This window comes from Chryseobacterium sp. ZHDP1 (assembly GCF_018603435.1).
GTDB lineage: Bacteria > Bacteroidota > Bacteroidia > Flavobacteriales > Weeksellaceae > Chryseobacterium > Chryseobacterium indicum.
In genome coordinates this window covers 2,661,224-2,685,050 of record NZ_CP075682.1, presented here as the reverse complement: position 1 = coordinate 2,685,050, position 23,827 = coordinate 2,661,224, and the positions used below count along the sequence as shown (strand labels likewise).

At 36.5% G+C, this 23,827-nt stretch carries 19 protein-coding genes; 16 read left to right on the top strand and 3 right to left on the bottom strand.

Annotation, left to right across the window (positions count from 1 at the left end; genetic code table 11):
• Positions 1 to 34 precede the first annotated feature (34 nt).
• Positions 35 to 3,691, bottom strand: coding sequence for an MMPL family transporter (locus KKI44_RS12095; protein WP_214587505.1), 3,657 nt, complete (start codon positions 3,689 to 3,691; stop codon positions 35 to 37).
• A 191-nt stretch (positions 3,692 to 3,882) separates the two neighbouring features.
• Between KKI44_RS12095 and KKI44_RS12090 the strand changes: the two genes are divergently transcribed.
• From KKI44_RS12090 to KKI44_RS12025, 14 genes are all read left to right on the top strand, one after another.
• Positions 3,883 to 4,890: a hypothetical protein gene (locus KKI44_RS12090; RefSeq protein WP_214587504.1), complete on the top strand. Its 1,008-nt coding sequence runs from the start codon at positions 3,883 to 3,885 to the stop codon at positions 4,888 to 4,890.
• Positions 4,887 to 6,026: an EpsG family protein gene (locus KKI44_RS12085; protein ID WP_214587503.1), complete on the top strand. Its 1,140-nt coding sequence runs from the start codon at positions 4,887 to 4,889 to the stop codon at positions 6,024 to 6,026. The genes KKI44_RS12090 and KKI44_RS12085 overlap by 4 nt, the downstream gene beginning before the upstream one ends.
• Before the next feature lie 311 nt (positions 6,027 to 6,337).
• The gene (locus KKI44_RS12080) at positions 6,338 to 9,805 is read left to right on the top strand and encodes a T9SS type A sorting domain-containing protein (protein ID WP_214587502.1); all 3,468 of its coding nucleotides are present in this window, start codon (positions 6,338 to 6,340) and stop codon (positions 9,803 to 9,805) included.
• Positions 9,806 to 9,943: 138 nt separating this feature from the next.
• On the top strand, positions 9,944 to 11,092 hold the full coding sequence (locus KKI44_RS12075; protein WP_214587501.1) for a hypothetical protein: 1,149 nt from the start codon (positions 9,944 to 9,946) through the stop codon (positions 11,090 to 11,092).
• Between the two features lie 51 nt (positions 11,093 to 11,143).
• A complete protein-coding gene (gene topA, locus KKI44_RS12070; protein WP_214587500.1) occupies positions 11,144 to 13,720 on the top strand; it encodes a type I DNA topoisomerase in 2,577 nt (858 codons plus the stop codon).
• 151 nt (positions 13,721 to 13,871) lie between these two features.
• Complete coding sequence (locus KKI44_RS12065) at positions 13,872 to 14,483, top strand: Crp/Fnr family transcriptional regulator (RefSeq protein WP_214587499.1); 612 nt, start codon at positions 13,872 to 13,874, stop codon at positions 14,481 to 14,483.
• Between the two features lie 66 nt (positions 14,484 to 14,549).
• A complete protein-coding gene (locus KKI44_RS12060) occupies positions 14,550 to 15,128 on the top strand; it encodes an NAD(P)H-dependent oxidoreductase (RefSeq protein ID WP_214587498.1) in 579 nt (192 codons plus the stop codon).
• A gap of 62 nt (positions 15,129 to 15,190) precedes the next feature.
• Entirely contained in the window at positions 15,191 to 15,889 is a 699-nt protein-coding gene (locus KKI44_RS12055; protein ID WP_214587497.1) for a type 1 glutamine amidotransferase domain-containing protein, read from the top strand.
• 9 nt (positions 15,890 to 15,898) lie between these two features.
• Complete coding sequence (locus KKI44_RS12050) at positions 15,899 to 16,843, top strand: aldo/keto reductase (RefSeq protein ID WP_214587496.1); 945 nt, start codon at positions 15,899 to 15,901, stop codon at positions 16,841 to 16,843.
• Positions 16,844 to 16,964: 121 nt separating this feature from the next.
• Complete coding sequence (locus KKI44_RS12045; protein ID WP_214587495.1) at positions 16,965 to 17,228, top strand: muconolactone Delta-isomerase family protein; 264 nt, start codon at positions 16,965 to 16,967, stop codon at positions 17,226 to 17,228.
• 140 nt (positions 17,229 to 17,368) lie between these two features.
• Positions 17,369 to 17,746 carry a cyclophilin-like fold protein gene (locus KKI44_RS12040; protein ID WP_214587494.1) on the top strand — a complete coding sequence of 126 codons (378 nt, stop codon included), beginning with the start codon at positions 17,369 to 17,371 and terminating at the stop codon, positions 17,744 to 17,746.
• Positions 17,736 to 18,836 (top strand): alpha/beta hydrolase, encoded by a 1,101-nt coding sequence (locus KKI44_RS12035; RefSeq protein ID WP_214587493.1) that lies wholly within the window; start codon positions 17,736 to 17,738, stop codon positions 18,834 to 18,836. The genes KKI44_RS12040 and KKI44_RS12035 overlap by 11 nt, the downstream gene beginning before the upstream one ends.
• 539 nt (positions 18,837 to 19,375) lie before the next feature.
• Positions 19,376 to 19,813 (top strand): helix-turn-helix domain-containing protein, encoded by a 438-nt coding sequence (locus KKI44_RS12030; protein WP_076396623.1) that lies wholly within the window; start codon positions 19,376 to 19,378, stop codon positions 19,811 to 19,813.
• Positions 19,794 to 20,120, top strand: a complete 327-nt coding sequence (locus KKI44_RS12025; RefSeq protein WP_214587492.1) for a helix-turn-helix domain-containing protein — start codon at positions 19,794 to 19,796, stop codon at positions 20,118 to 20,120. Before KKI44_RS12030 ends, KKI44_RS12025 begins: the two co-directional genes overlap by 20 nt.
• A 247-nt stretch (positions 20,121 to 20,367) precedes the next feature.
• Here KKI44_RS12025 and KKI44_RS12020 read toward each other — a convergent pair whose 3' ends face one another.
• Complete coding sequence (locus KKI44_RS12020; RefSeq protein WP_214587491.1) at positions 20,368 to 21,099, bottom strand: hypothetical protein; 732 nt, start codon at positions 21,097 to 21,099, stop codon at positions 20,368 to 20,370.
• A gap of 22 nt (positions 21,100 to 21,121) precedes the next feature.
• A complete protein-coding gene (locus tag KKI44_RS12015) occupies positions 21,122 to 21,505 on the bottom strand; it encodes a hypothetical protein (protein WP_214587490.1) in 384 nt (127 codons plus the stop codon).
• A gap of 166 nt (positions 21,506 to 21,671) precedes the next feature.
• Between KKI44_RS12015 and KKI44_RS12010 the strand changes: the two genes are divergently transcribed.
• Positions 21,672 to 22,742 carry a formimidoylglutamase gene (locus KKI44_RS12010; RefSeq protein ID WP_214587489.1) on the top strand — a complete coding sequence of 357 codons (1,071 nt, stop codon included), beginning with the start codon at positions 21,672 to 21,674 and terminating at the stop codon, positions 22,740 to 22,742.
• Positions 22,743 to 22,745: 3 nt separating this feature from the next.
• On the top strand, positions 22,746 to 23,747 hold the full coding sequence (locus KKI44_RS12005) for a glycosyltransferase family 2 protein (protein ID WP_214587488.1): 1,002 nt from the start codon (positions 22,746 to 22,748) through the stop codon (positions 23,745 to 23,747).
• Positions 23,748 to 23,827: the final 80 nt, after the last annotated feature.

The following is a 23,827-nucleotide window of genomic DNA, read 5'->3' as shown; positions in this document are numbered from 1 at the left end:
TCCTTAATCGTTTACAAAAATATGCTTTTCATATTTATTTTTCAGAACGAAATACTTTTAAAGCTTCTGAACTGAATTTCAGTGTATAATTATTATTTTCCGGTAACGTATTTTTCACATTCATAAAAATGATGGTTTCAGGAAGATTTTCCATTCGGTCTGCTTTGAAGTTTTTATCCGAAACCAGAAGAACGTCTATCTTTTTATCAATTTCCGTACTGTTTTTTATGTATTTAATTTTCCTTCTTTTTACCAAATAAATCTGTTCGGCGATTTGCCTTTTTTCTTCATCTTTCATTAAGCTGAAGATTCTTCGGCTCGCCTGCTGAAGTGTAAGTAAAACGTCTTTCTGTCCGAAATCATCTGCAATATGCAGGATGTTTGCATCTTTCGGAATATGTTTATTCAGTTCAAAATAAACCGATTTATTTTTGTTAAAATCTTCTTTTACTTCCTGTACCACTTCATTATCTTTATACAGATAGCTCAGGAATAGTTTTTTTTTAAAATAATTTTCATCTTCCAGCTCACTTCGGAACTTCGCAAACTGTTCCCTGAAAAAAGTGTTGATCTTTTTTGTTCTTTCGGAATAATTTTTCCCGAAGCGTTCGTCATTTTTATCAATTCTGTCGCCCACTTTTACGGTAATTGAACCGTCGTAAATGATAAAGTCTCCTTTTGGCTGTACTTCAGAATTTCCGTGAATGTAAACCGGAACCACATCCAGCCCGAATTCTTCCGCGATATAAAACGCTCCTTTGTGGAATCTTTTGATATCGTTGGTATAAGAACGCTCTGCTTCAGGAAAGACAACCAGAGAATATCCCTGATCTACTTTTTCTTTCAGTTTTTCCATTCCGTTTTCAATACCCTGAGAAACGGGATAAAATCCTAACGCTCTTACCATCTTTCCGAAAATAGGAGAGTTGTACACCCAGTCATTCACCAGATAAATGATTTTATGCGTTGTCATGGCTAGAGCCAATGTATCCAGAAACGAAGTGTGATTAGCGATAATGACTGCAGGTGTGCTGAAATCTTCATTCGGGTTTTTAATGAGCTTTTTCTTTACAAATGGATTCGTATAAAGAACAGAAGTTAAAAATTTGGCTAAAATTAATTTAATAAAGTTTAATGTTTTGCCTTTCGACCGTTTTACAAACAGGCTTCCGATGGCAGAAAAAAGCAATCCGCCTAATCCGTAATACAGAAAAGACAATACTGCATTGAAAAATAATCTGAAGGTAACCGGAGAAAGTCCTTTTTTAGCCCTGTTTGTAATCAGCAAACGGAACCAGAACGGATATAAGGTTGAGGTGATGATGATTACGGAGAACATCCCGATTAAAGCAACCAAAGCTAATGAATGCAAAGCAGGATGTTTGGCGAAAATTAATGAACCGATGGATAAAATCGTCGTGAAAACCGCCAGAATAATGGAGGTTCTGTACGTTGGAAGTTCGTTTTTTCCTGTCGTATGCTCTTTCTGCATTGCCTGTGTAAGGAAAATACTGAAATCGTCGCCGACTCCAAAAACCAGAGTGCAGACAACGGTGCTGAAAATATTCAGTTCCAGACCTAAAAAGTAAAGAATTCCCGCTGTAACCACTCCTGTTAAAACAATCGGAAACATCGTAAGAACCGTTAATTCAAAGTTTCGGAAGAACACAATGATGGTTAAAATAATCGCTAAAAGGGAATAATTGATTAACGTGTTAAAATCATTTTTCAGCAAGCCTAGAAAGTTTTCGTTCATTTGCTGACGGTCGATTGCCAAAGCATCATGCTTTTTTTCAACGTCTTTAATGAAGGCATCTCTTTTCTTTTCGTCTACTTTTACCACATTGGAAACTGTGTAAAAATTGTTTTCCTGACTCAGAAATTCAGAAATCTGAAGGGCTTTTACCTTTTCGTAATCTTTTAAAGTTAACGTAGAGTAGCTTTTATTTAAATTTTCATTGAACTGATCGAAAGCGGAACTGTTAAATCCGAATTGATTTCCGTTTTTAATTAATTCAGAAACTGTCTGGTTCTTTTTATTTTCGTCCCAGAATTTTTTCCAGTTTTCAATTCTTTTTTGCTGGTCTTTTTCAGAAATAACCACATTCCCAAGGGAATTATAGCTTAAAATTTTACCTTCTTTTTTTTCTTTTTCTAAAAACTGGCTCAGCTCAGAATTTCTGGATAAAGCCTGTTCTTCAGAATCACCGTAAGAAATCGTGTAGATGGATTTTGAAGTAATATCGGAAAGTTTCTCCAGTTTCGCTTCGCTTATTTTTAAATCTTTCGGAATATAATTCAGATCGCCGATGTCTTCATTAAAACCTACTTTTCTGAATCCGAAAAGACACGCAATAATAATGACTGAACAGATAATAATTAAAGGTTTGTTTTTTTCGTACGGATACGAACCGATTTTGTCGATAAAGTTTGTATTGACTGCTTTTTCTTTTTTCTTCGGATGGTACAGTTGCGGAATGATAATTAAAGCCGTAACGGAAGATAAAATAACCGTTATCGCGGCGAAAAGTCCCAGATCTTTCAACGCTTCCGAACGTACAAAAACAAGGCATAAAAAAGAAACCGCCGTTGTTGCGCTGCTTAAAACAATAGGCTGGGTAATTTCTTTGTAAAGCTCTTCAATATTGTTGTTGTGCTTGTAATGCGTCAAAATATGAAGGGCGTAATCAATCGTAATTCCTATCAAAATGGCTCCCACGCTCAGAGAAATTGCCGAAATTTTATCTTTAACAAAGTATAAAATCAAAAGAGCAAGCAAAACTGAGAAAACCGTCGGAAGAAATACAATAATCGGTGTAAAAACATTCCTGAAATAATAAATAAGGATCAGCAGAAGAACCGTCATCGAAATGATAACCGTATTCTGAATGTCTTTTTTGATCTGTTGTGCATTCGCAACCGCAATAACAGGCGAGCCGAAATAGCTGATTTCTGTTTTTCCTCTGAATTTTGTGTTGAGGTTTTCTTTGATGGTGTTTAACTGATTAACAAATGTTTCGTTGTTTTTGGTGTCGTTGCTTTTGTTTTTGGGATCAATAAAAAGCAGCAGGTTTTTTCCGTCTTTGGTTACGATGTAATTGTCTTCCAGCTTAAAATCTTTGCTGATGTTTAAAGCGTTGAGTTTTTTGATTCCCAGAAAAGTAATTCCGAGCGGATCTTTTTTAATGAATTCTTTGGTAACAAGACTTGTTGGCGAAACCAGAGAAACGTAGTTGTTTTCTACCTGTTTGGCAATACTGTCTTTCTGAAGTTTTCTCTCAATTTCTTTGTAATCGTTTTCATTCAGAAATAATGGCAGATTCTGATTGACGAAATCAAAGGTTTCCGAAATTTCACTGTCATTTACTTTTCCCTGAACCGAACCGATGTATTTTTCCAGAGGTTCAATTTGATGTAAAAAAGAATCCGCAGTCTCCGAAAGCTGAAAATTTTCTTCTTTGGATCTGTTTTCGATAATCACGATGATCTTGTCTGAAAAATTGAGCTGTTTCAGAACTTTTGCGGTAAGATCGGATTTTTCGTTTTTAGGAATAATCTGATTGATGTCTTCCTCAAAATTGATCTTCGATGCGAAAAACAAACACAAAACGGCAATTCCGACCGAAAAAAATACGGACAGAAGTTTGTTTTTAGAGATCAGATAATATAAAAATATGAAAAAACGATGCATTACATTATAAAAATCAGGTTTGCAAATTTAAATTTTTCGGGGGGAGTTCAAAATTTTTTATCACAAGTTTTATCTGAAAATCAATAAAATATTTAGTAAAAATGAAAAAAAAATATACTTTTGCAAAAGTTCCCAATTGATGAAGCGTGTTTTAAAACAAAAATTGACTAAGTCTGAACTTAGGTTTTGATATGTTTAAACTATTTGATGAAAAAATAAACGGATTTTTATTTATTATAATCTTTCCTTTCCTTCTCTTTTTCATGTCCTATTACGGATTTGAGACTTCTTACGTTGTAGGAATTAAGTCTTGGGAAAAAGCGCCGGATTTTATGTTTTCGTCGGTGTATGCATACCGTGTAATCCCGAATTACCTGAGTGTACACGTTACAGAAGCGATAACTTCCATTGTAAATAATGATCTTCCTTTTGCAAAAAGTTTTCTTTTGAAGCAGGGTTCATTGTTTTACCACAGTACATTTTTAATCAATGTTTTCTTTTTTCTTCTGACTTCAGTAATTTTAGATAAAATTCTTGAACTGAAGCCCGTAGAAATTCTTTCAAACCAGAAAATCAGAAGAATGGTTCATCTTATTGCTGTATTTTTTATCGTTATTCTTCAGTATGTTCCGACCAATTGCGACTGTATCGCGATCTTTTTTTATGTTTTTGGGATATTTTTAACGTTAAAATATTTACAGCATAAAAAACCTACAGATTTATTGGGATTAAGTATTGTGATATTTATTTCAACTTTTGTGCGGGAAACCGCCTGTCTCAATATCGCTTTTTTTGCAGCGGTTTTTATTGATCCTGAAAATCTGAAGAACAAGAATTTCGCTTTCATAAAAGAAACTTTTTTGCTGGTGATTGCGTTTGTGCTTCCTTATATTGCTTTAAGGCTGGTTATTCCGCAGAAAGCTTCTTTTGTGGAGGGAATTTATTTAATTAAAAATTTCACAAGTCCTTATAATCTTACAGGACTTTTATTCGGAATTTTAGGTGTCTATTTCAGTTACAGTTTTTCTGATGAGACCGGAAAGATGATGATGAAAAAATATTTGTTTTTTGCGCTGCCGTATCTTTTAATGATTACTTTAGTAGGGCTTTTCTGGGAAACCAGATTGTTTATGCCTTTGCTGATTACGGGAATCGTAACGGCTTCTTATCAGTTTAAAAATAGTTTACCGGAAAGATGAGTTTACTGCATCCATATTATATTATTGCCATTCTCTATATGCTGTTTTTCAGCTATCAGGAAGTTTTTCATGGTAAGGTTGAAAAAAAATGGCTTTGGTTCTTGGGAATATATCTCATGATTATTGCAGGACTTCGCGATCAGGTAGGGCCGGATTACGGTAGTTATCGTGGGATTTACGTGTATTCGGATACCAAAGATTACATCTCGCTCATTATGAAGGGTTTGGGAATGAAGGGGCCTCAGCCGATTGAAGTAGAGTGGCTGTATGTATTCATCAATAAAATTTTGCTGAATGTCTTCGATGCGCCGTTTTATATTCTAACCTTGGTTATTGCCATTCTCGCCGTTTACTTTAAAGTAGAATATACGGATGATAATACGTTTTATCCGTTTACCTTTATGCTTTTCATGTTCATTCCCGGCTTCTTTATCGGGGAAAGCGGTCAGATCCGGCAAAATCTTGCTTCATTTATTGCTTATTTTGGAATAAGATACATTAAAGAAAGAAAACTGATTGCTTATCTTCTCTGTATCTATCTTGCAGCGGGGGTGCATACGGTTTGTTATATCCTAATACCGATGTACTGGTTGGTAAGAATACCGCTGAACAGATTTGTAATGCTTTTTATGATTATTACCTCTGTTTTCCTGTCTCCGTTTGAGGTGTATCGTGTCTTTGGGGATTTTATGACGAGTATTGCTTCAGACAGTACCGTTTCCATAGGTTTTAACGGTTATGTAGATGAAACGGTGGAAAGGCTTAACGGGGCGATCGGTATTCCTGAAGTGATGATGGCAATTCTCACCTTTTTCCTTTTTGTTTTTGATGAAAAGATGAAAGAGAAATTTCCTTATTATGAATACCATCGTGCTTATGTTGTAATCGGGGTTTGTTTTTATTTCATTTTCAGAGATAATCCTATTTTCTCTTCAAGACTTGCAGGAGTATTCATCGGTTTTGCGTATATTATCATTCCCAATGCAATGTACGTGGTTTCGGAAAATACAAAAAAGTTGATCTATGCTTTTATAATCGCTCTTACAGTGTTCAACTTTGTCGTTTTCTCCAGCTTTAAGAATATTGTAAACGGAAACTTCACATGGGATCTTTATAAGAATCATATTTTACCATAAAATGGCTTCAGACCTTTGTAAATAAAAAAGACAACGCAAAACAGCATTGTCTTTTTTTATTTAATCATCTGCCGAATTATCAGAGTATTAAAATTAATTCAACTTTATAACTAATATGTAAAAATTTGACGAAAATGCCTTAATTTCGTATAACCTAAGTTTGAAATGAGATATTAGCATCTATAATTATAAATTGTAGATGATTGTTTTGCAAATTTATTTTATTATAATGTACTTTTATAAAATAATCTGATTTTTTTAATAAGGGTTTAAATGTTGTACTAGGTTGATAACATCACAAATTCAAGGATATGAAAAAGTCATTTACAAATCTTGCGGCACTTATAAGTTGCCTGTTTGCATATGAAGCTTATGCAAAAGTAAGTCCTGAAACAAAGAACTCTGGTTGGACAGTATCAAAAAAAATATATTCCTCATATTCAGATTCTTTAGTGAAATCTTCACAGAAAGAAGATCATCTTGTTTCCATTAATGGAAAATTATTAGCTGCGGACTGGACAAAAGCGCCCAACAGTTATATTTTTGACCCAACACAAAGCAGCAGTGGTATTTACATTCCAGTAAAAAAAGCTTATGCAATGTGGGGACAGGATAAATTACTGGGCGGAACAGGAATTCCTTCCGGTAAAATAACGGCAGATGTTCTCTGGGAGGATGTTCATGGCTTAATAAAATCGGATCCTGTTTATCAGCTTGAGATAATAGATTCCGGAGAATATGCTAAAATTAAAGTTCCGGTAAATAAATCTAAAAAGGGAAATGCTGTCATTGCCTTCAGGGTAGATGGAGAAATCTATTGGTCGTGGCACGTTTGGGTTACAGATGACCCTTCCAACGGATCTGCCTATAAAAGTTATCCCGAGGTGAAAAGACAAAAAGCAGACGGAACCATCGAAACGATTCCCGATGAGGAATGGAAATGGATGGACAGGAATCTTGGAGCGATAAGCAGTTCTATCACTGCAAACGACTGGAACAGGAACGGAGGACTGTTGTATCAGTGGGGAAGAAAAGATCCCATTCCGCCATTGGTTTACCGAGGGAATGATTTCTACGAAGTTTCAGGATCAATAGGAAGGGTTAGACATAGGGGAGCCAAAAACTTTACAGGAGCTGCCAATTTTGATAATTTAAGAAAATTTGTACTGCTTTCCAATGCAACGGTTTCCAATAATCTGAAGCTGTCGGTAAAAAATCCTTTGAGTTTAATCTACGTCAATAAAGATGATAACTCAGGAATTGCTTATTATAACAACAATGCAAATCTGATGGTCAATTGGTTTGGCAGAATGCCGGGCTTAAATGACAGCCAGCTACCGGAACTCAATCTTTGGTCAGATAATTCTCTGGGAAAAGTTACTTCAGGATATAATAAAGATATTGGTGCGCAGCCTTACCGGAGCAAATCTCCTTACGATCCCTGTCCGAACGGATGGCGGATTCCTTCGGTATTGGTAGCCAATTTAGCTTCACCTGCTTATGTTGATGATATCCGGGTAGATTTTTCTCCGTTCGGCGTAAGAACAAATATGTCCAAAAATGTTTTTGAAAGCAATAATTACCATAAAATAAAGCCTACGGATTCGGGAACGCCAAGTTTTATGACCAATTTTAAGCTGTATCCAAATTTCGGTTTTGATCTTTCAAATGCAGGAGGTTTGGATATGGGAATTTTTCCCGGAACGGGAGCAATTGTTTGGAATGCGCATCAGGGGCAGTTTACGGATCAGCATCAGACCACCTTATGGACGGCAACGATGGCAAGACATTTTGATGCTACGCCTTCGGTAGGAGCAAGAACACTGTTTTTAATTCCTGATAAAATGCAGTCGGATATTCCGGATCCTAATTATCCTGATGTAAAAGGTCGGTACTGGTATTTTCCGCTTGCCGGAAATTCTACAACGGATGCCGCAGGCTGCAGATGTATAAAAGATCCTTTATATGTCGTAAACGAATATGATTTCCCTACAGAATATATCGTTCCTGAAACTGAATATCGGGAAGGAATCAACAATCCGAATACGTATCAGGTTGTAAAAAATACTTCAGCTTTTACCGTGGAGATTCCTGTTAGCAAAGCCTTTTCTGTACAAAGTCAGCTTCTGAATAACAAAGATATTTTAAACTCAGTTAACTTTAATAATCTTAAAGCCAATGTTCTGTGGACAACCAATACAGGTTTAGTGAATAGTGTTACCATTGTTAATCCTTCACCGGCTTCTCTGGGGGCAATTTCTTCCTCCAAAATTGCAGTTACCATTAATCCTAACCAAAGCGGAAATGCGGTCGTTACCTTGCATAACGGAAGCATCACAAATCCTGTATACTGGTCATGGCATATCTGGGTAACAGACACGGCAGTAGGTTCTTATAATTATACGACCGAACTGCCTGTAACTTCAGTGACGAACTATGTAAATTATGTTCCGAAAGCAGATAATGTATTTCAGACGGAATTCATGGACAGAAATCTTGGTGCGACCGATGCTTTCCCTGTTGTAGCCAATCCGTTAACGCCAACTGCAGCAGAACTGGCAAAAATTAAAGCTTCCACAGGACTGCATTATCAGTGGGGAAGAAAAGATCCGTTGCCGATCTTCCAGTATGCAGACGACAGAACGTCTCATCCTGTTTATCTTGGAAATACTGCAAACGGAGTTTTAACCTACACAACACTTTCAGCGGCTTCCTACAATGATTTAGCAGGAAATTATATTGTGCCCTACAATACCTACAGCAATTCGGCAAATGCCAGTGTTTCGGCTGCGGATAAAATTTCAGATAAAGTTTCAAAAGTATTGTCGTACTCTGTGAAAAATCCATTGGTTTATATGATTCCGAGTGCGTTTGCTCCGTATAATTCATCAAATCCTTTGTACACCAACGGAACCGACTGGCTTGCCAATGAACCGAATCTTGCACCAGAACGATGGGGAAGAGGAGGCAAAAAATCTCCGTTTGATCCTTGTCCGGAAGGATGGAGAATTCCTGATCTTACCGGAGTTATGGTATCAACGGGACAGGATTTCGGATTCACTCCATGGTATAAAAAAGATAAAAATGCAGCCACTTCATACAGCATCATTACAGATTATCTGGGACAGAGAGTTAGAAGAAGTGCTTCTGCGAGTTATACCATCGGATATATGTTTAACGATTCGTCTTACAAAACAGGAAACTATCCGAATTCCGGATCGCGTGGTTTCAGAAGTGTAACGGCAAACCAAACGGCAACAGGAACGTATAATTTCATCAATTATCAGTATCCCGGAGTGTGGACTGCCGCTCTGAATTCAAATTATATCGGAAGACCGGTTAATATTTTATTTGATGCCGCTTCTACCGCCAACCGAATGATCGCTTTTCATGATAACAATGATCCGTATTTCGGAATGAGCTGCCGTTGCGTAAAAATTAAATATGATACGGAAGGAAATGAAGAAGGGGTAATTCCTAAGCTTCAGATCACTTCTTTGCCAGCTTCAAAGCCTTCTGCGGCTCTAAGTAAAAATGATGTTCAGGCGATCAGAGAAGATAAGATTTCATTCTTTCCGAATCCTGTGAAAGATGAACTTCACATCAAAACGCAGGATAACAGAGAAGGATATTATTATCAAATTTACAATATGTCCGGACAACTGGTGAAATCCGGAAAATTTGAAAACGGAAAAACCAGTCTTTCGTCATTAATGACCGGAACCTATTTGCTGAGAATTAACGATTCAAAAGAGATAGTAAAAATCATTAAGGAATAATTGATATAAAATAGCAACCCGAAGAGAAATAAAACGGTAATTAAGTTAAAATCATTATTTTTGAGTCTTAAATAATGAAAACAAACTGAAAGCTGTTTTTGTTTCTCTTTTTTTGTTCCAAATTTTTCAAAACACATTATGAGGCTAGAAAAAGTCGTATCGAATTTCAATATTAAAATTGGTATCTATTTTTTAATTGCCGTTACGGCTGTTTATACGCTTGTATTCACTTATTATTACAATTTTAAGGACGACGGATATATTCTTGGAGACTGGCTCATTAATTATCAGGATGGCGGTTTCAAGAGAAGGGGTCTTTCCGGAAGTTTCTTTTTTCTGTTGCAGGATCTTACAGGATTACGGCTGAATTATCTGGTTTATTTTGTTCAGTTTTTAATTATTTCAGGGTTTTTCTGGCTGTATACCAAACTCATCCGATATAAAGTTACCGATCTGCTTTATTTTTCACTTTTACTGTCTTCTATTGGTTTTGTGGGACTTTTAAATACAGTAACCTATGTCGGAAAAAAAGAATTTATTGTTTTTCTTTTATTTGCATGGTTTACCTACTTATTAGATAACGATAAACTATCGAAGAATAAAGAATATTTTTTCTGTATCGCACTTTTCATCACCACATTTCTGCACGAAGTTGTTTTGTTTTATGTCCCTTACTTTGCGATTGCTTTATATCTGAAAACAGGAAAGTTTGAATTTAAAAGATATGTCAAATATTTTCTTTCTGTCGGAATTCCTACAATTCTGATTCTCGCTTTTGGTAAAAACGTAAATGAAGGAATGTCTCTTCATATTCTCGCTGAGCGTGGAGTGCATCCCACCTACGGAATTTTTTACTGGAACATTAATGAAAGAGATTACATCAGACAGCACAGCAGTGAATATATTCTCTATTTTTTAAGTTTAGCGATAAGTATTTTTCATATAGGCTATTATTTAAAATTTCTAAACAACCGAAAGGTTTTATCTATATTGTTAATCGGAGCCTTTTTGTTTTCATTTCCCCTGTTTTATCTCGCCATCGATTGGGGAAGATGGATGTATATTCATATGATGATGATGATTGTTCTTTTTGCTTTGCTGTTAAGGAAGGAACGCAGTATTTATGCTTTCGAACCGATTGTTATTAACCGTAAATTTTACATCACCCTTTTCATCATTATTTTCTCATTATTATATAGAGTAGAGATGTCCGGAAAGGGCTTTACCTTCGAAGGAATTATCTACAGAGTCTTCGTTGCGCCGCTTGAATTATTAAATAAAATGTAATTCAAAAAAACTATCTAATAAAAAAACTTTACTTTTGCAAAAATTTCTGGAATGTCGAAAAATTTAGTAATCGTTGAGTCACCGGCAAAAGCAAAAACTATTCAAAAGTATTTAGGTAAGGATTTCGAGGTAAAATCAAGCTTCGGACACATCCGGGATTTGCCTAAAAAAGGAATGGGGATTGATCTGTCGACCTTCAGTCCGGATTACGAAGTTTCTGCTGACAAAAAGAAATTGGTAACCGAACTGAAAGCTGCCGTGAAAAAAGCCGATATGGTCTGGCTGGCTTCCGATGAGGACCGTGAAGGAGAAGCTATTGCGTGGCACTTGGCGGAAGAACTGAAACTGAAGCCCGAAAACAGAAAAAGAATTGTTTTCCACGAGATTACCAAAAATGCCATTCTGAAATCTATTGAAAATCCCAGAGATATCGATCAGAATCTCGTAAACGCTCAGCAGGCAAGAAGAGTTCTCGACAGGATCGTTGGTTTTGAAATGTCTCCGGTTCTATGGAAAAAAGTAAAACCAGGATTATCTGCCGGGAGAGTACAGTCCGTTGCCGTAAGATTAATTGTGGAGCGAGAAAAAGAAATCCGTGAATTTGTACCTAAAGCAAGTTTCAAACTGGACGGAATTTTCTTAAATAAAACACAGCAGGAAATTTCTGCAAAGCTTAAAAAGGATTTCGACAAAGAAGAAGAGGCTGAAAAATTCCTTGAACAGGCAAAAACTACCGAGTTTAAAGTTTTAAATGTTGAAACAAAACCCGGAACACGTTCAGCTTCTGCACCTTTTACCACTTCTACATTACAGCAGGAAGCTTCTTCGAGATTAGGATATAATGTAACCAACACCATGCGTCTTGCGCAGAGATTATATGAAGAAGGATACATTACCTATATGAGAACCGACTCGGTAAACCTTTCTCAGGAAGCGATTGAAGGCGCAAAAAAACAAATTGTCTCAGAATACGGAGCGGAATATTCTGCACCGAGAAATTATACCACAAAATCGGCTTCTGCACAGGAAGCGCACGAAGCGATCCGTCCTACAGATTTTGCTGTGAAAACAGTGGGAGATGCCCAATTGAACAGATTATACCAGTTAATCTACAGAAGAACACTCGCTTCTCAGATGGCAAATGCTAAAATTGAGAAAACGGTGATTGAAATCGGGAATGCAAAACTTCCGCAGCATTTCGAAGCACAGGGGGAAGTCATTATTTTTGACGGTTTCCTGAAAGCTTACGGAATTGTAAAAGCAGAGGAGGATGACGAAGAAAACAACGAAAAATTGCTTCCTAAAGTAACCGTAGGAGAAACTTTAGACTATAAAAAAATAACGGCAACCGAAAAATTCACAAGACCGAGCGCAAGATATACCGAAGCAGGTCTGGTAAAAAAACTGGAAGAATTGGGAATCGGTCGTCCATCGACGTATGCACCGACCATTCAGACCATCCAGAATCGTGAATATGTGGATAAAAGAGAAATTGAACCGCAGACGAGAGAAGTGGTGAAAATTTCTTTGGCAAATGATACCATTAAAAAAGAAGTCCTTGACGAAAAATTCGGAGGGGATAAAAATAAATTCGTTCCAACGGACACAGGTGAAGTGGTAAGTGATTTCTTAACCGATAATTTTAAGGAAATCTTAGATTACGGTTTCACGGCAAGAGTAGAAGAGAGCTTCGACGAAATTGCAAATGGTGACCAGAAATGGAAAGAAATGATGACGAATTTCTACTCGAAATTCCATCCGAGAATTGAAGATGTAGAAGAGAATGCAGACCGGGCAACCGGAGACCGACTTTTGGGAGTAGATCCGAAAACCGGAAAAAATGTTCATGCAAGAATCGGAAGATTCGGAGCAATGATCCAGATCGGAGAAACAGACGATGAAGAAAAACCGATTTTCGCTTCGTTAATGGCAGGACAGAATATCGCAACCATTACTTTTGAAGAAGCACTCGAACTGTTCAAGCTTCCATTCGATTTAAATGAAGTGGATGGACAGCCGGTTTCTGTGGGAGTTGGAAGATTCGGACCTTATGTGAAGTGGGGCGAAACGTTCATCAGCATTCCAAAAGGGGAAGATCCACTTTCTGTAGATCAGAAACGTGCCGAAGAGATTATCAACGAAAAGAAAATTGCCGATGCGCCGATTGCCACTTACAAAGGGGAACCGGTAACGAAAGGAACGGGAAGATTCGGACCTTTCATCAAGTACAAAGACATTTTCGTAAACGTTCCGAAGCGATACGATTTTGAAAACCTTTCTCAAAGCGACATCAATGAATTAATTGATGCCAAACTGGAAAAAGAAGCGAACCGATACATTCAGCAATGGGAAAAAGAAAAGATCTCCATTGAAAACGGAAGATGGGGACCGTTTGTTAAATTCGGAAAGGCAATGTTCAAGATTCCGAAAAAAGCGGACGATACCAAATATGAAGGAGAGGAATTAAAAGAAATTTCTCTTGATGAGGTTAAAAAATGGATTACTGATCAGGATCCGAAAGCTTTTGCAGAGAAAAAGAAACCTGCGGCAAAGAAAGCAACAACCGCTAAGAAAACAACCACTACCAAAAAGGCAACTTCAACAAAGAAGCCTGCCGCAAAAAAGTAGATAGATTGTAAAAAATAGAAAGCACAGATTTTGGTCTGTGCTTTTTGTTTTTCTATGAATTCATGTTCAAATTAAAGCAATAATTCATTCGCTTTTAATCGAATACAGGTTTATTTATCAAATGATTTTATAAATTTGAGAAAACAAAAAAATGAAGGAAGCCCCAAATATATATCAGCCGATTATAGATTATTTTGAACGTGTTGCCGCTTTAGATGAAACCGAAAAAGATCTTGTTAAAGAGTTATTTACCTATCATAGCTTTAAAAGAAAGGAATTTTTATTGCGAGAGGGAGAAATCTGTAATAAGTTCTGTTTTATTGTAAAAGGCTGTATGCGGATGTATATGATCGATGAAAAAGGGACCACTCACATTCTTCAGTTCGCTGCTGAGAACTGGATTATTGTTGATGCTTTGAGCTTTAGACAGCGTACTGCTTCAAACCTCAGTATTGATACCCTGGAAGCTTCCGAAGTTCTGTACATTACACCGGAAAACTTAAAGTTGTTATACGAAAAAGCGCCGATATTCAATTATATTATTCGTGATCTGCTGGAGAAACATTTAACAACGATCCAGAGAAGGCTTTTGCAATACATGAGTTCTACGGGCGAGGAAAGATATCTGGCTTTCCTGAAAACATATGCCCAGTTTGCCAACAGGCTTCCGCAAACCCAGATTGCAGCTTATTTGGGCATTACTCCGGAACATTTAAGTAAAATACGCAAAGACATTACCAAACCCAGACATTTTATTTCTTAAGATACATTAAGGGTAAGAGGCACTGTGCCGTTCTACATTTGCATTATCAAATTAAAATAAATGGAAATGCAAAATGTACTGGTTGTCTCAGGACACCCCGATTCAGAAAATTCTTATGCCAATACAGCCGTTTTAGAAAATATTTTAAAACTGTTTCCCGATGCCGGAATAAGCCGTTTAGACCAGCTTTACCCCGATTTTCAGATTGACGTAAAATCTGAGCAGGAAAAACTTGTAAATGCGGATGTCATTATCTGGCAGTTTCCCCTGCACTGGTATTCTTTTCCGGCTTTGATGAAAAAGTATATTGATGATGTGTATGCTTTCGGTTTTGCACACGGCGCAGGCGGAGATAAGCTGAAAGGTAAAAAGCTGATTCTGTCATTCACTACAGGCGCATCAGAGGATTTGTATGATTATGGAAAAGCGATGAATTATCCGGTTGATGATTTTTTACCTCCGCTTATTCAGACCGCCAAACTTTGCCAGATGGAAGTTCAGGAGCCTGTTTATTCCATGGGAATGCAATATATTCCGGGCGTTTATCCCTTTGAAACTTTAGAAATTATAAAAGCCAAGGCTAAAGATCATGCCCACAGATTAGCTACCCTGGTGAGTGAAATGCTAATGACTAAGAAAGATTAAACACAAATTTCATTCATAGAATTATATAACAAACTAAAAATAAATTCAAACAAAACAAAAAGATGAATACAGTATTAAAACCCGTTCTTTGCGTTGTTACAAGCAATAATGTAAAAGGATCTACAGGTATTCCGACAGGATTCTGGCTGAGCGAATTAACGCACGTTTTAGAACAATTGGAAAGATTAGGTGTACCCTATGAATTAGCTTCTGTTAAAGGTGGGGAACCTCCCGTTGATAAAGACAGCTTAGATGCGTCTGATCCCGTAAATGAACATTATCTGAATGATGCGGAATTTCAGCATCAGTTAAAAAATACCATTAAGATCGATGATGCAGATGCTTCCGGATATTCCGCAGTATTTTTTGCAGGCGGTCACGGTACCATGTGGGATTTTGCAGACAGCGAAGGCATACAGAAAGTGACGAAAGAAATTTATGAAAACGGAGGCGTTGTTTCTGCGGTTTGTCACGGTCCTGCAGCATTAGTGAACGTTACGCTAAGTGACGATACGTATCTGGTAGACGGTAAAAAATTAGCTGCTTTTACCAATGACGAAGAAGCGGAAGTTCAGGCTACGGATATCGTTCCTTTTCTTCTGGAAACCGCTTTGATTAATCACGGAGCATTGCATCATGCAGCATCGAACTGGACGAAAAATGTAATTGCAGACGGACGTCTTATTACAGGACAGAATCCGGCTTCCGCAGCAGGTGTGGGAGAAGAACTTGCAAAACAGCTTACCAATAACAGCAAATAAAATTCAGCGATGAAAAATTTACCAAAAATAGCATTAGGAACATGGTCTTGGGGAGCAGGTTTTGCAGGAAGCGATCAGGTTTTCGGAAACCATTTAACCACCGGTGAGTTAAAACCCGTTTTTGATACGGCCGTGAAATCCGGACTGAACTTATGGGACACCGCATTGGTTTACGGCATGGGATCTTCAGAAAAAGTACTGGGAGAATTTATAAAAGATTATCCGCGTGAAGATCTGTTCATATCGACCAAGTTTACTCCTCAGTTTGCAAAAGAATCGGCGAATCCTGTGGAAGAAATGCTTCATCAAAGCTTTGAAAACTTAGGAACAGAGTATGTCGATTTTTATTGGATTCACAATCCCGTAGGAGCGCCCAAATGGGTTTCCCACCTTATCCCTTTATTGAAAAGCGGAAAGGTGAAGAATGTAGGAGTTTCCAATCATAATCTGGAGCAAATACAACAGGCGAATGATATTCTGGCAAAAGAAGGCTTTAAAATTTCTGCCGTTCAGAATCATTACAGTTTATTGTACCGTTCTTCGGAAGATGCCGGAATTTTAGATTACTGCAATCGCAACGATATCACGTTTTTCGCGTACATGGTTCTTGAACAGGGAGCTTTGTCTGGAAAATACAATACGCAGAATCCTTTGCCTGAAGGAAGCGGAAGAGGTAATACATACAATAAGATACTTCCTCAGTTGGAAGAGTTGACGAATGCAATGTGCATTATTGGAGAGCATAAGAATGCTTCAGTTGCACAAATTGCTGTGGCTTGGGCGATCGCGAAAAGAACTTTGCCTATTATCGGAGTTACTAAAATCGATCAGGTAGAGGAAATGGTAAAGGCATCCGTTATAGAATTGTCTCAGGATGAAATGGATACCCTCGAAACACTCGCCGCAAAAGCAGGTGTAGATACCAAAGGTTCGTGGGAAGAATCTATGGTGTAGTTTTTTGCTTACCCTGTAAAATATAAATGTATTTCTTAAGATAGATTAAGGGTAAGAAGCCGATACGCAGCCTAAATTTGCAGTATTAAAACAGTTGATAACAATTTAAAATGATAAAAAAATGAAAACAGTAATCGCAAACGTAATTAACGATTTAGCTAAAATTCCAAATCTGGACGAATTAATGCCTAAAGAAATGGCAAGAGCAACAGAATTGGTAGAACAGGGAATTTTAAAACATCTTTTTATAAAAGATGACCACACGGGAGCCGTATTGGTTTTAGCAAATGTAAATGCAGAAGAAGCTAAAAAAGTAATGGAGTCTTTCCCGATGTTTCCCCAATTTCAGGAAGTGATCTATACAGAAACAGAACAGTCGTTTTAAGCCTGAAACAATAGAAAGCCAGTAGTATTGCTGACTTTCTATTTTTACTAAATCGAGTTTTTTGTTCTGAATATTTCTGCAGGCAAACCATTCATTTAAAATAGGATAGGCACAAAGATCAAAAATAAAATACGGAAAAAATGAATCTTAAGATCACAATAAACAGCAAAGTATTTAAGGTTAATTTACAGGATAACGCCACTGCTAAAGCCTTTAAGGAATTATTGCCTCTTACGCTTGATATGAAGGAGCTTAACAGCAATGAAAAGTATGCGGAATTGCCTGAATCTTTGCCTGTTAAAGCATACAGTCCAGGTAAGATTCAGAATGGAGATCTCATGCTTTATGGAAACAATGTTGTCGTGTTGTTTTATAAAACGTTCTCAACTTCTTACGCTTATACCAAAATTGGAAATGTAGATCATGCAGATGATTTGGCGGATGCTTTAGGCTCAGACAATGTACTTGTAAAATTTGAATCAGACTCACCATATGAAACCGTTTATAATGAAAAATAGAGTCAAAATATTTATCATGACCTTATTCGCTTTAGGAATCTCCTTCAGCCAGGCTCAGCAGTCAAAAACTAAAAAATTAAACACAATGGAACATTCAGACCAATATACTTTCCTTTTGCATGAAAATGTACTTCGCAAAAAAGTAAGCTTCAAAAACCGTTACGGAATTACCCTTGTGGGAGATCTCTATACTCCAGAAAATGCGGGCAACAAAAAACTTCCTGCATTGGTGGTGAGCGGACCTTTCGGAGCTGTGAAAGAACAGTCGTCAGGATTATATGCAAATGAACTGGCTTCCCGGGGTTTTATCACCTTAGCTTTTGATAATTCTTTCACAGGAGAAAGCGGAGGTGAAGTCCGTAATGTCGCTTCGCCTGATATTTTTACGGAAGATTTTTCGGCGGGGGTAGATTATTTAGGATTATTGCCGAATGTAGACCGTGAAAAAATTGGGGTTATGGCAATCTGCGGATTAAGCGGAATGGCATTAACTGCCGCGACAAGCGACAGCCGGATAAAAGCTGTAGCAACGGCTTCTATGTACGATATGTCCAGAAGCATTTCAAAAGGATATGCCGATTCTTATACTGATGAACAGCGTCACAAAATTATCGATTATCTGAGTGAGCAACGCTGGGCAGACGCGAAAAACGGTACATATGATGTGGCTTTGCATGAAATTCCGTTTGATGATAAAGGAAACTTAATCATTATAAAAAGCGGATTGCCGGATCAGCTTCCTCCCGATTCCAATCCTGTTTTAGCGGCATTTTACGATTATTATAAAACGCCGAGAGGATTTCATCCGAGATCTGTTAATTCTACAACAGCCTGGACGGCTACAACGCCGGTTGCGTTTTTCAATTTTCCCATGGCAGCCAATATAAAAATGATTTCACCGCGTCCGATCTTGTTGATTGCAGGAGAAAAAGCGCATTCCCGTTACTATTCTGAAGATGTCTATACATCAGCTTCCGAACCAAAGGAATTGTATATTGTTCCCAACGCTAATCATGTTGATTTGTACGATAGAATGGATAAAATTCCATTTGATAAAATTGAGGCTTTTTTCAAAATGAATTTGAAATAGAACTAAAAGTCTGTCTAAAAAATACCAAGGGAATCCGCATCAGTTCTGATGCGGATTCATCTGTTTAGAAACCATATTCGGAAGTCCGGCGTTCCGTAGGAACGCTATCTTGTTAAAATTTTTTTCAGAAGAAAATTTATGATGGCATTTTTATTATTCCTCATTGAAATAGATTTTAAATAAAAGATGTTCCGAGATTTCCGCGTCGGCAGATATGAATTCAATTATAATAAATCCTTCTGATGGTGGGTTGGTGTTAATTTATATTTCAAAGTATATCTAAGTAGCATCATTGAGTATAGATGAGTATATTTCCTTAAGGTTTCCTTTGTGCATTTTCTTTTTATTTGCAAAAAAATGCAATGAAAAAATTAATATTTTACTTCCGATTTCTCATAAACGGACTTACGGGAACAAATTCCGATGATATTTCTGATAATTTTTTTACGATAACCGGATTCGGCAAGGCTGTATTGTCTATCAATACATCTCTACTGTGTAAGGAATATCCTCTCTAAAAAAAATCGTGGTTCATCGAAATGAAAATAGTATCAAATTTTAAAGAAATCCATATAGGCTCATATGTTAAAATGAGAGTGGATGAATTGGATATAGATTTAGTACGGATATGCAATTTTCTGAAATGCTCAGAAGCTGAGGTTGCAGAGATGTATAGAAAAGAAAGCATAGATTGCAATGTACTTTTAAAATGGAGCAAATTACTGAATTACGATTTTTTCAGATTGTATTCCCAGCACATTATATTGTATGCTCCACCTGTTAAAGCATCCGATTCCACAAAGATATCGTCTCTTCCGAAATTCAGGAAAAACATATACACTAAGAATCTTATAGAATACATTTTGGAACTTATGAGATCCGGAGAGAAAAGTGCAGACTCTATTATGCGGGAATACGGAATACCCAAGACAACATTATACAAATGGAAAGCCAAGCATGATGAGAACAATTCCTGATTATAAGAAAATTTATCATGACATTATTTTAAAAATATGTCCTGAAAGGGAAACGGAGTTTAAGTATTTTTTAGATAAAGAGACTTTGTTATCCTGGGATATAGTGAAACTTGATAATTTAATTTTTAATAAGAAAGATCAGGACTCTGTAGTATTTAATCAGAGACACCGATCATATGATGATGAGACGATTCTGTACATCATAAAATATCAGAAAGAGCATAAGATGAATAATTTTCATACTTCAAAGTATTTTAGAATCAGCAGAAACACTTTAACGAAATGGAAAAAAATATATAAAATTTAATTATATCAGAAAAAATATAGGTACTGTTTAGAATATTTAAATCATTCATTTCTAAGTTAAATTTTTTATTAGGTACAATCATCCGTCTCACAAACATTTGTGAAACGGATTTTTTATGAACAAAACGATAATTTGTATTGATAAATCAGGGAGTAATATCCATTCTGAGCTCATAAGTATACGTACGCAATTCCGGTCTGATTTTGTCACTCACCGGATATCATTCCGTATTTGGTATTCGAATTCTTTAGGGAAACTTCTCTATATTGGTTTTTACAAATTCATAAAGACGTTCTTCAAGGAGCGGTTTCAGGAGGATAAACTTCTCTTCTGCTGCAATAAATTCTTTATTGTTGCGCAGCTCATTGGTTGCTTTTACGTAATTATTATGGTCTTTTGAAGTTTCGTATTTTTCGTAAAAAGAATTTGAAATATTCTGAGCTTTTTCCAGATAATCTGCAAGTTGAGTCAGATTCAGCTTTGTTCTCATTTGTTCAGTTACCATGTCGAGATGATGAAATAAAGCACTCTCAAAATCTTCCCAGTTTTCAAAATAGAGCCATTCCATTACAGTTACAAAACTGTATAATTCGATTGGAAAATCTTTTATTTTGTTGGGAGCATTCAGAAAATTTCTTTTCCAGTCATATTTTTTTACAATTGCTGAAAAGATTTTATCCAAAGCTTCCTCCTTATCATGATCTTTCTTTAAAATAAGTTCCGTTGTGGTAAAATATTTAGTTTCAATTATTTTGATGGTCTGCTTAATATCAAAATTATTTTCCCGAAGATGATGAAGAGCAATTTTAGCTTGTATTCCGGTCTTATTCACAATGATCGAAATACGTTCTTCTGTAAAATATTTTTCAGCTTTATCTGTATTTCCTTCGGCTTTTTCTAACAAAGCCAAACCCTGTCTTTCTCCGATCGGGATTCGCTGCTGTAATATTTCAAGCTTGTCTTTATACATTTTATTCATGCGGAAAGGATTTTAGGATCAATCAGCCAACCAGAGTGCTGTCGGTAATTTCCCAGTTGTTTATCTCTAAGATTACCTGTGTAGAACCAAACCTAAGCCTTCCAATCGCTATTTTCCAGGATACAGGATCACTGAAACTCTCCGGAAGATCAATTTCATGAATGTTTACAGGCATTTTATAATTTACCAGACCTTTAATATCTTCTGCATGAAAATCTTCAAGATCAGCTCTTGCAAAATCCTTGTATTTTTCTAAATGAACATTGAGCAATTCCAACAGAAAATCAATATGTTCCTCTTTTAATTTTGTGAGTTTAATTTTATTCTCATTTCCACCGTGTGTTCTTAATTCTTTATTAATGGGGGCTAAAAGTTTTTTTAATTCGTCTCTTTTCGTGCTGCTCATGTATTTTTGTTTTAACGGTTAATTTAGAATCTGAAATTTAAGATTAAAATTTTTATCAGTTTTAAAGAATAAACGATTTTGATTTTTAAAGTGCTTTAGTATTTAAAATGAGATAAATAAGAGTTCTAATATTTTTGTAAGTTTGCGAAAACAATGGAGACTACAAATGAATTTTGAAGATTTTATCATTTCCCCAAGAAATTTCAGGACAGAAAACTGGCATATCGGGGCAGGAATCACGAAGGAAATAAAAGAAGACAGTATCGTACTTCTTTTTGTTTCGGATTACAGAGGCGCAAATGGGGATGCAGAAGTTCAGGATTTTACAGGGATCAGGAATGAATTCTATAAACTCTCACAGCTCGATTTTGAAATTCCGATAGTTGATCTTGGAGACCTTGTTTCCGGAAAATCTGTTCAGGATTCTCATTATATTCTGCAGGAAGTATTGTCTGCCTGTCATTACAAAAGAGCCATTCCGGTGATTGTGGGCGGTTCCAATGATTTTGCTTTTTCGCTTTTTTCGGCGCTTAATTTCCATACCAAAAGCATCAATTATACCCAGATCAGCAATATTATTTCCCTGAAACAGGGCGAAATGATTAATGAACATACCTTTTTAAGCAAGATTTTCGGAGCTAAAACTTTTTCTATTAAAAATTACCATCATTTAGGCTATCAGAAACATCTGAATGAAGCAGATTCAGTAAGATTAATCAAAGAAGTTGAATTTGATATTATCCGCCTTGCTGAAATGATGAATTCTACCGAAAAAACAGAACCCTTCTTCAGAAAAGCGGATCTGGTGACAGTAAATTGTGATGCCATCGAAAGTTTCAGCGAACCTTTTTCCATGAATCCGCAGGTAAACGGACTGAACCGGAGAGAAGTCTGCGCATACATGAAGGAAATCGGTTTAAGTGAAAATTTAAAGTCTGTCGGGATTTTCAACTATAATATTTACTCCGAAAACCAGCTGAATCAACAGCTTCTCGCACAAATGATCTGGTATCTGATCGAAGGAATCAATATTCAGAGATCACACCCGAAAGAAAGACATTATGAAGTGTTTTATGTTTTGGTAGACGACAGACAATATGCCTTCAAACGGGATACTTTCAGTAATCTCTGGTATTTCGGGGACGATGAAAATATAGAAAACTGCGTTCCCTGTTCCCGAAAAGATTTTGATGATGCCAAAAAAGGCTGGCTGAATGCACGACTGACGAAAATATAATGTATGAAAAATGTTCCCTCAAAAGTTTCTGTTATTGTTCCCGTCTATAATGTCCAAAATTATCTCGCAAAATGTCTGGATTCATTAGTCCGTCAAACCTATCAGAATATTGAGATTCTTGTCGTAAATGACGGAAGCAAAGATGATTCTGAACACATTATTCAGGAGTATGCGCAGAAATATCCCGAAAAAATTAAGCCTTTTATAAAAGAAAACGGCGGTTTGAGTGATGCGCGGAATTTCGGCATCGATCAAGCAACAGGAGATTATCTCGGATTTGTAGACAGTGATGATTATGTTGCGCCTTCCATGTTTGAAGAAATGGTACATCTTGCTGAAAAACATCAGTCGAAGATCGTAATCTGCAATATTCAGAAAGTAGATGAAAACGGAAAAGTAACGCAAAAACTTACACAGATTCCCAATATGCCGGAAAAAATTGATCTCGGAAATAATTTTTCCGTTTTTTCCGATCTCAGCTACTTTGCATGCAACAAATTGTTTAAAAAAGAACTTTTTAGGGACAAAAGATTTAAAAAAGGGGCGCATTTTGAGGATATTCAGTTAATCCCCCAGCTTTTGCTGGAATGCGACACCATTTCTCAAACGCAGAATTTCCATTATCAGTATCTTGAACGTACCGATTCCATTACCAAAACCCATACGGAAAAAGGACTGGATATTCTGAAAGCGGTAATAGATGTAGAAGAGGTTTTTGAAAAGTCCGGATATTCCGGCAGAAAGAAAGAACTTAAAAATTTTCAGATTTTTGAAGGAGTGTATTCTTTTCTGGCTTATCTTGCTTTTGTAAAAGACGAAAGAACTTTTTATGATATGTCGGCAAAATTAGAGATATTTATCAAAGATAGAGAACTGAAATTGAAAGATATATTGAATTATAATCGTTTTGATAAGAATTATCTGCTATCTTTGCCACTGAAAAAAAAGATATACTATCTGTTGTTTTTTGCAGGGCAGAAAAAACTGATAAGAAAATTAGTGTAAACACAAATGTAAGTACTGTGTTACTTAGCTCATAAGCCAGACACAAGGTTTTTAGTCGTTAAGCCTTCAAAGTACTTGAA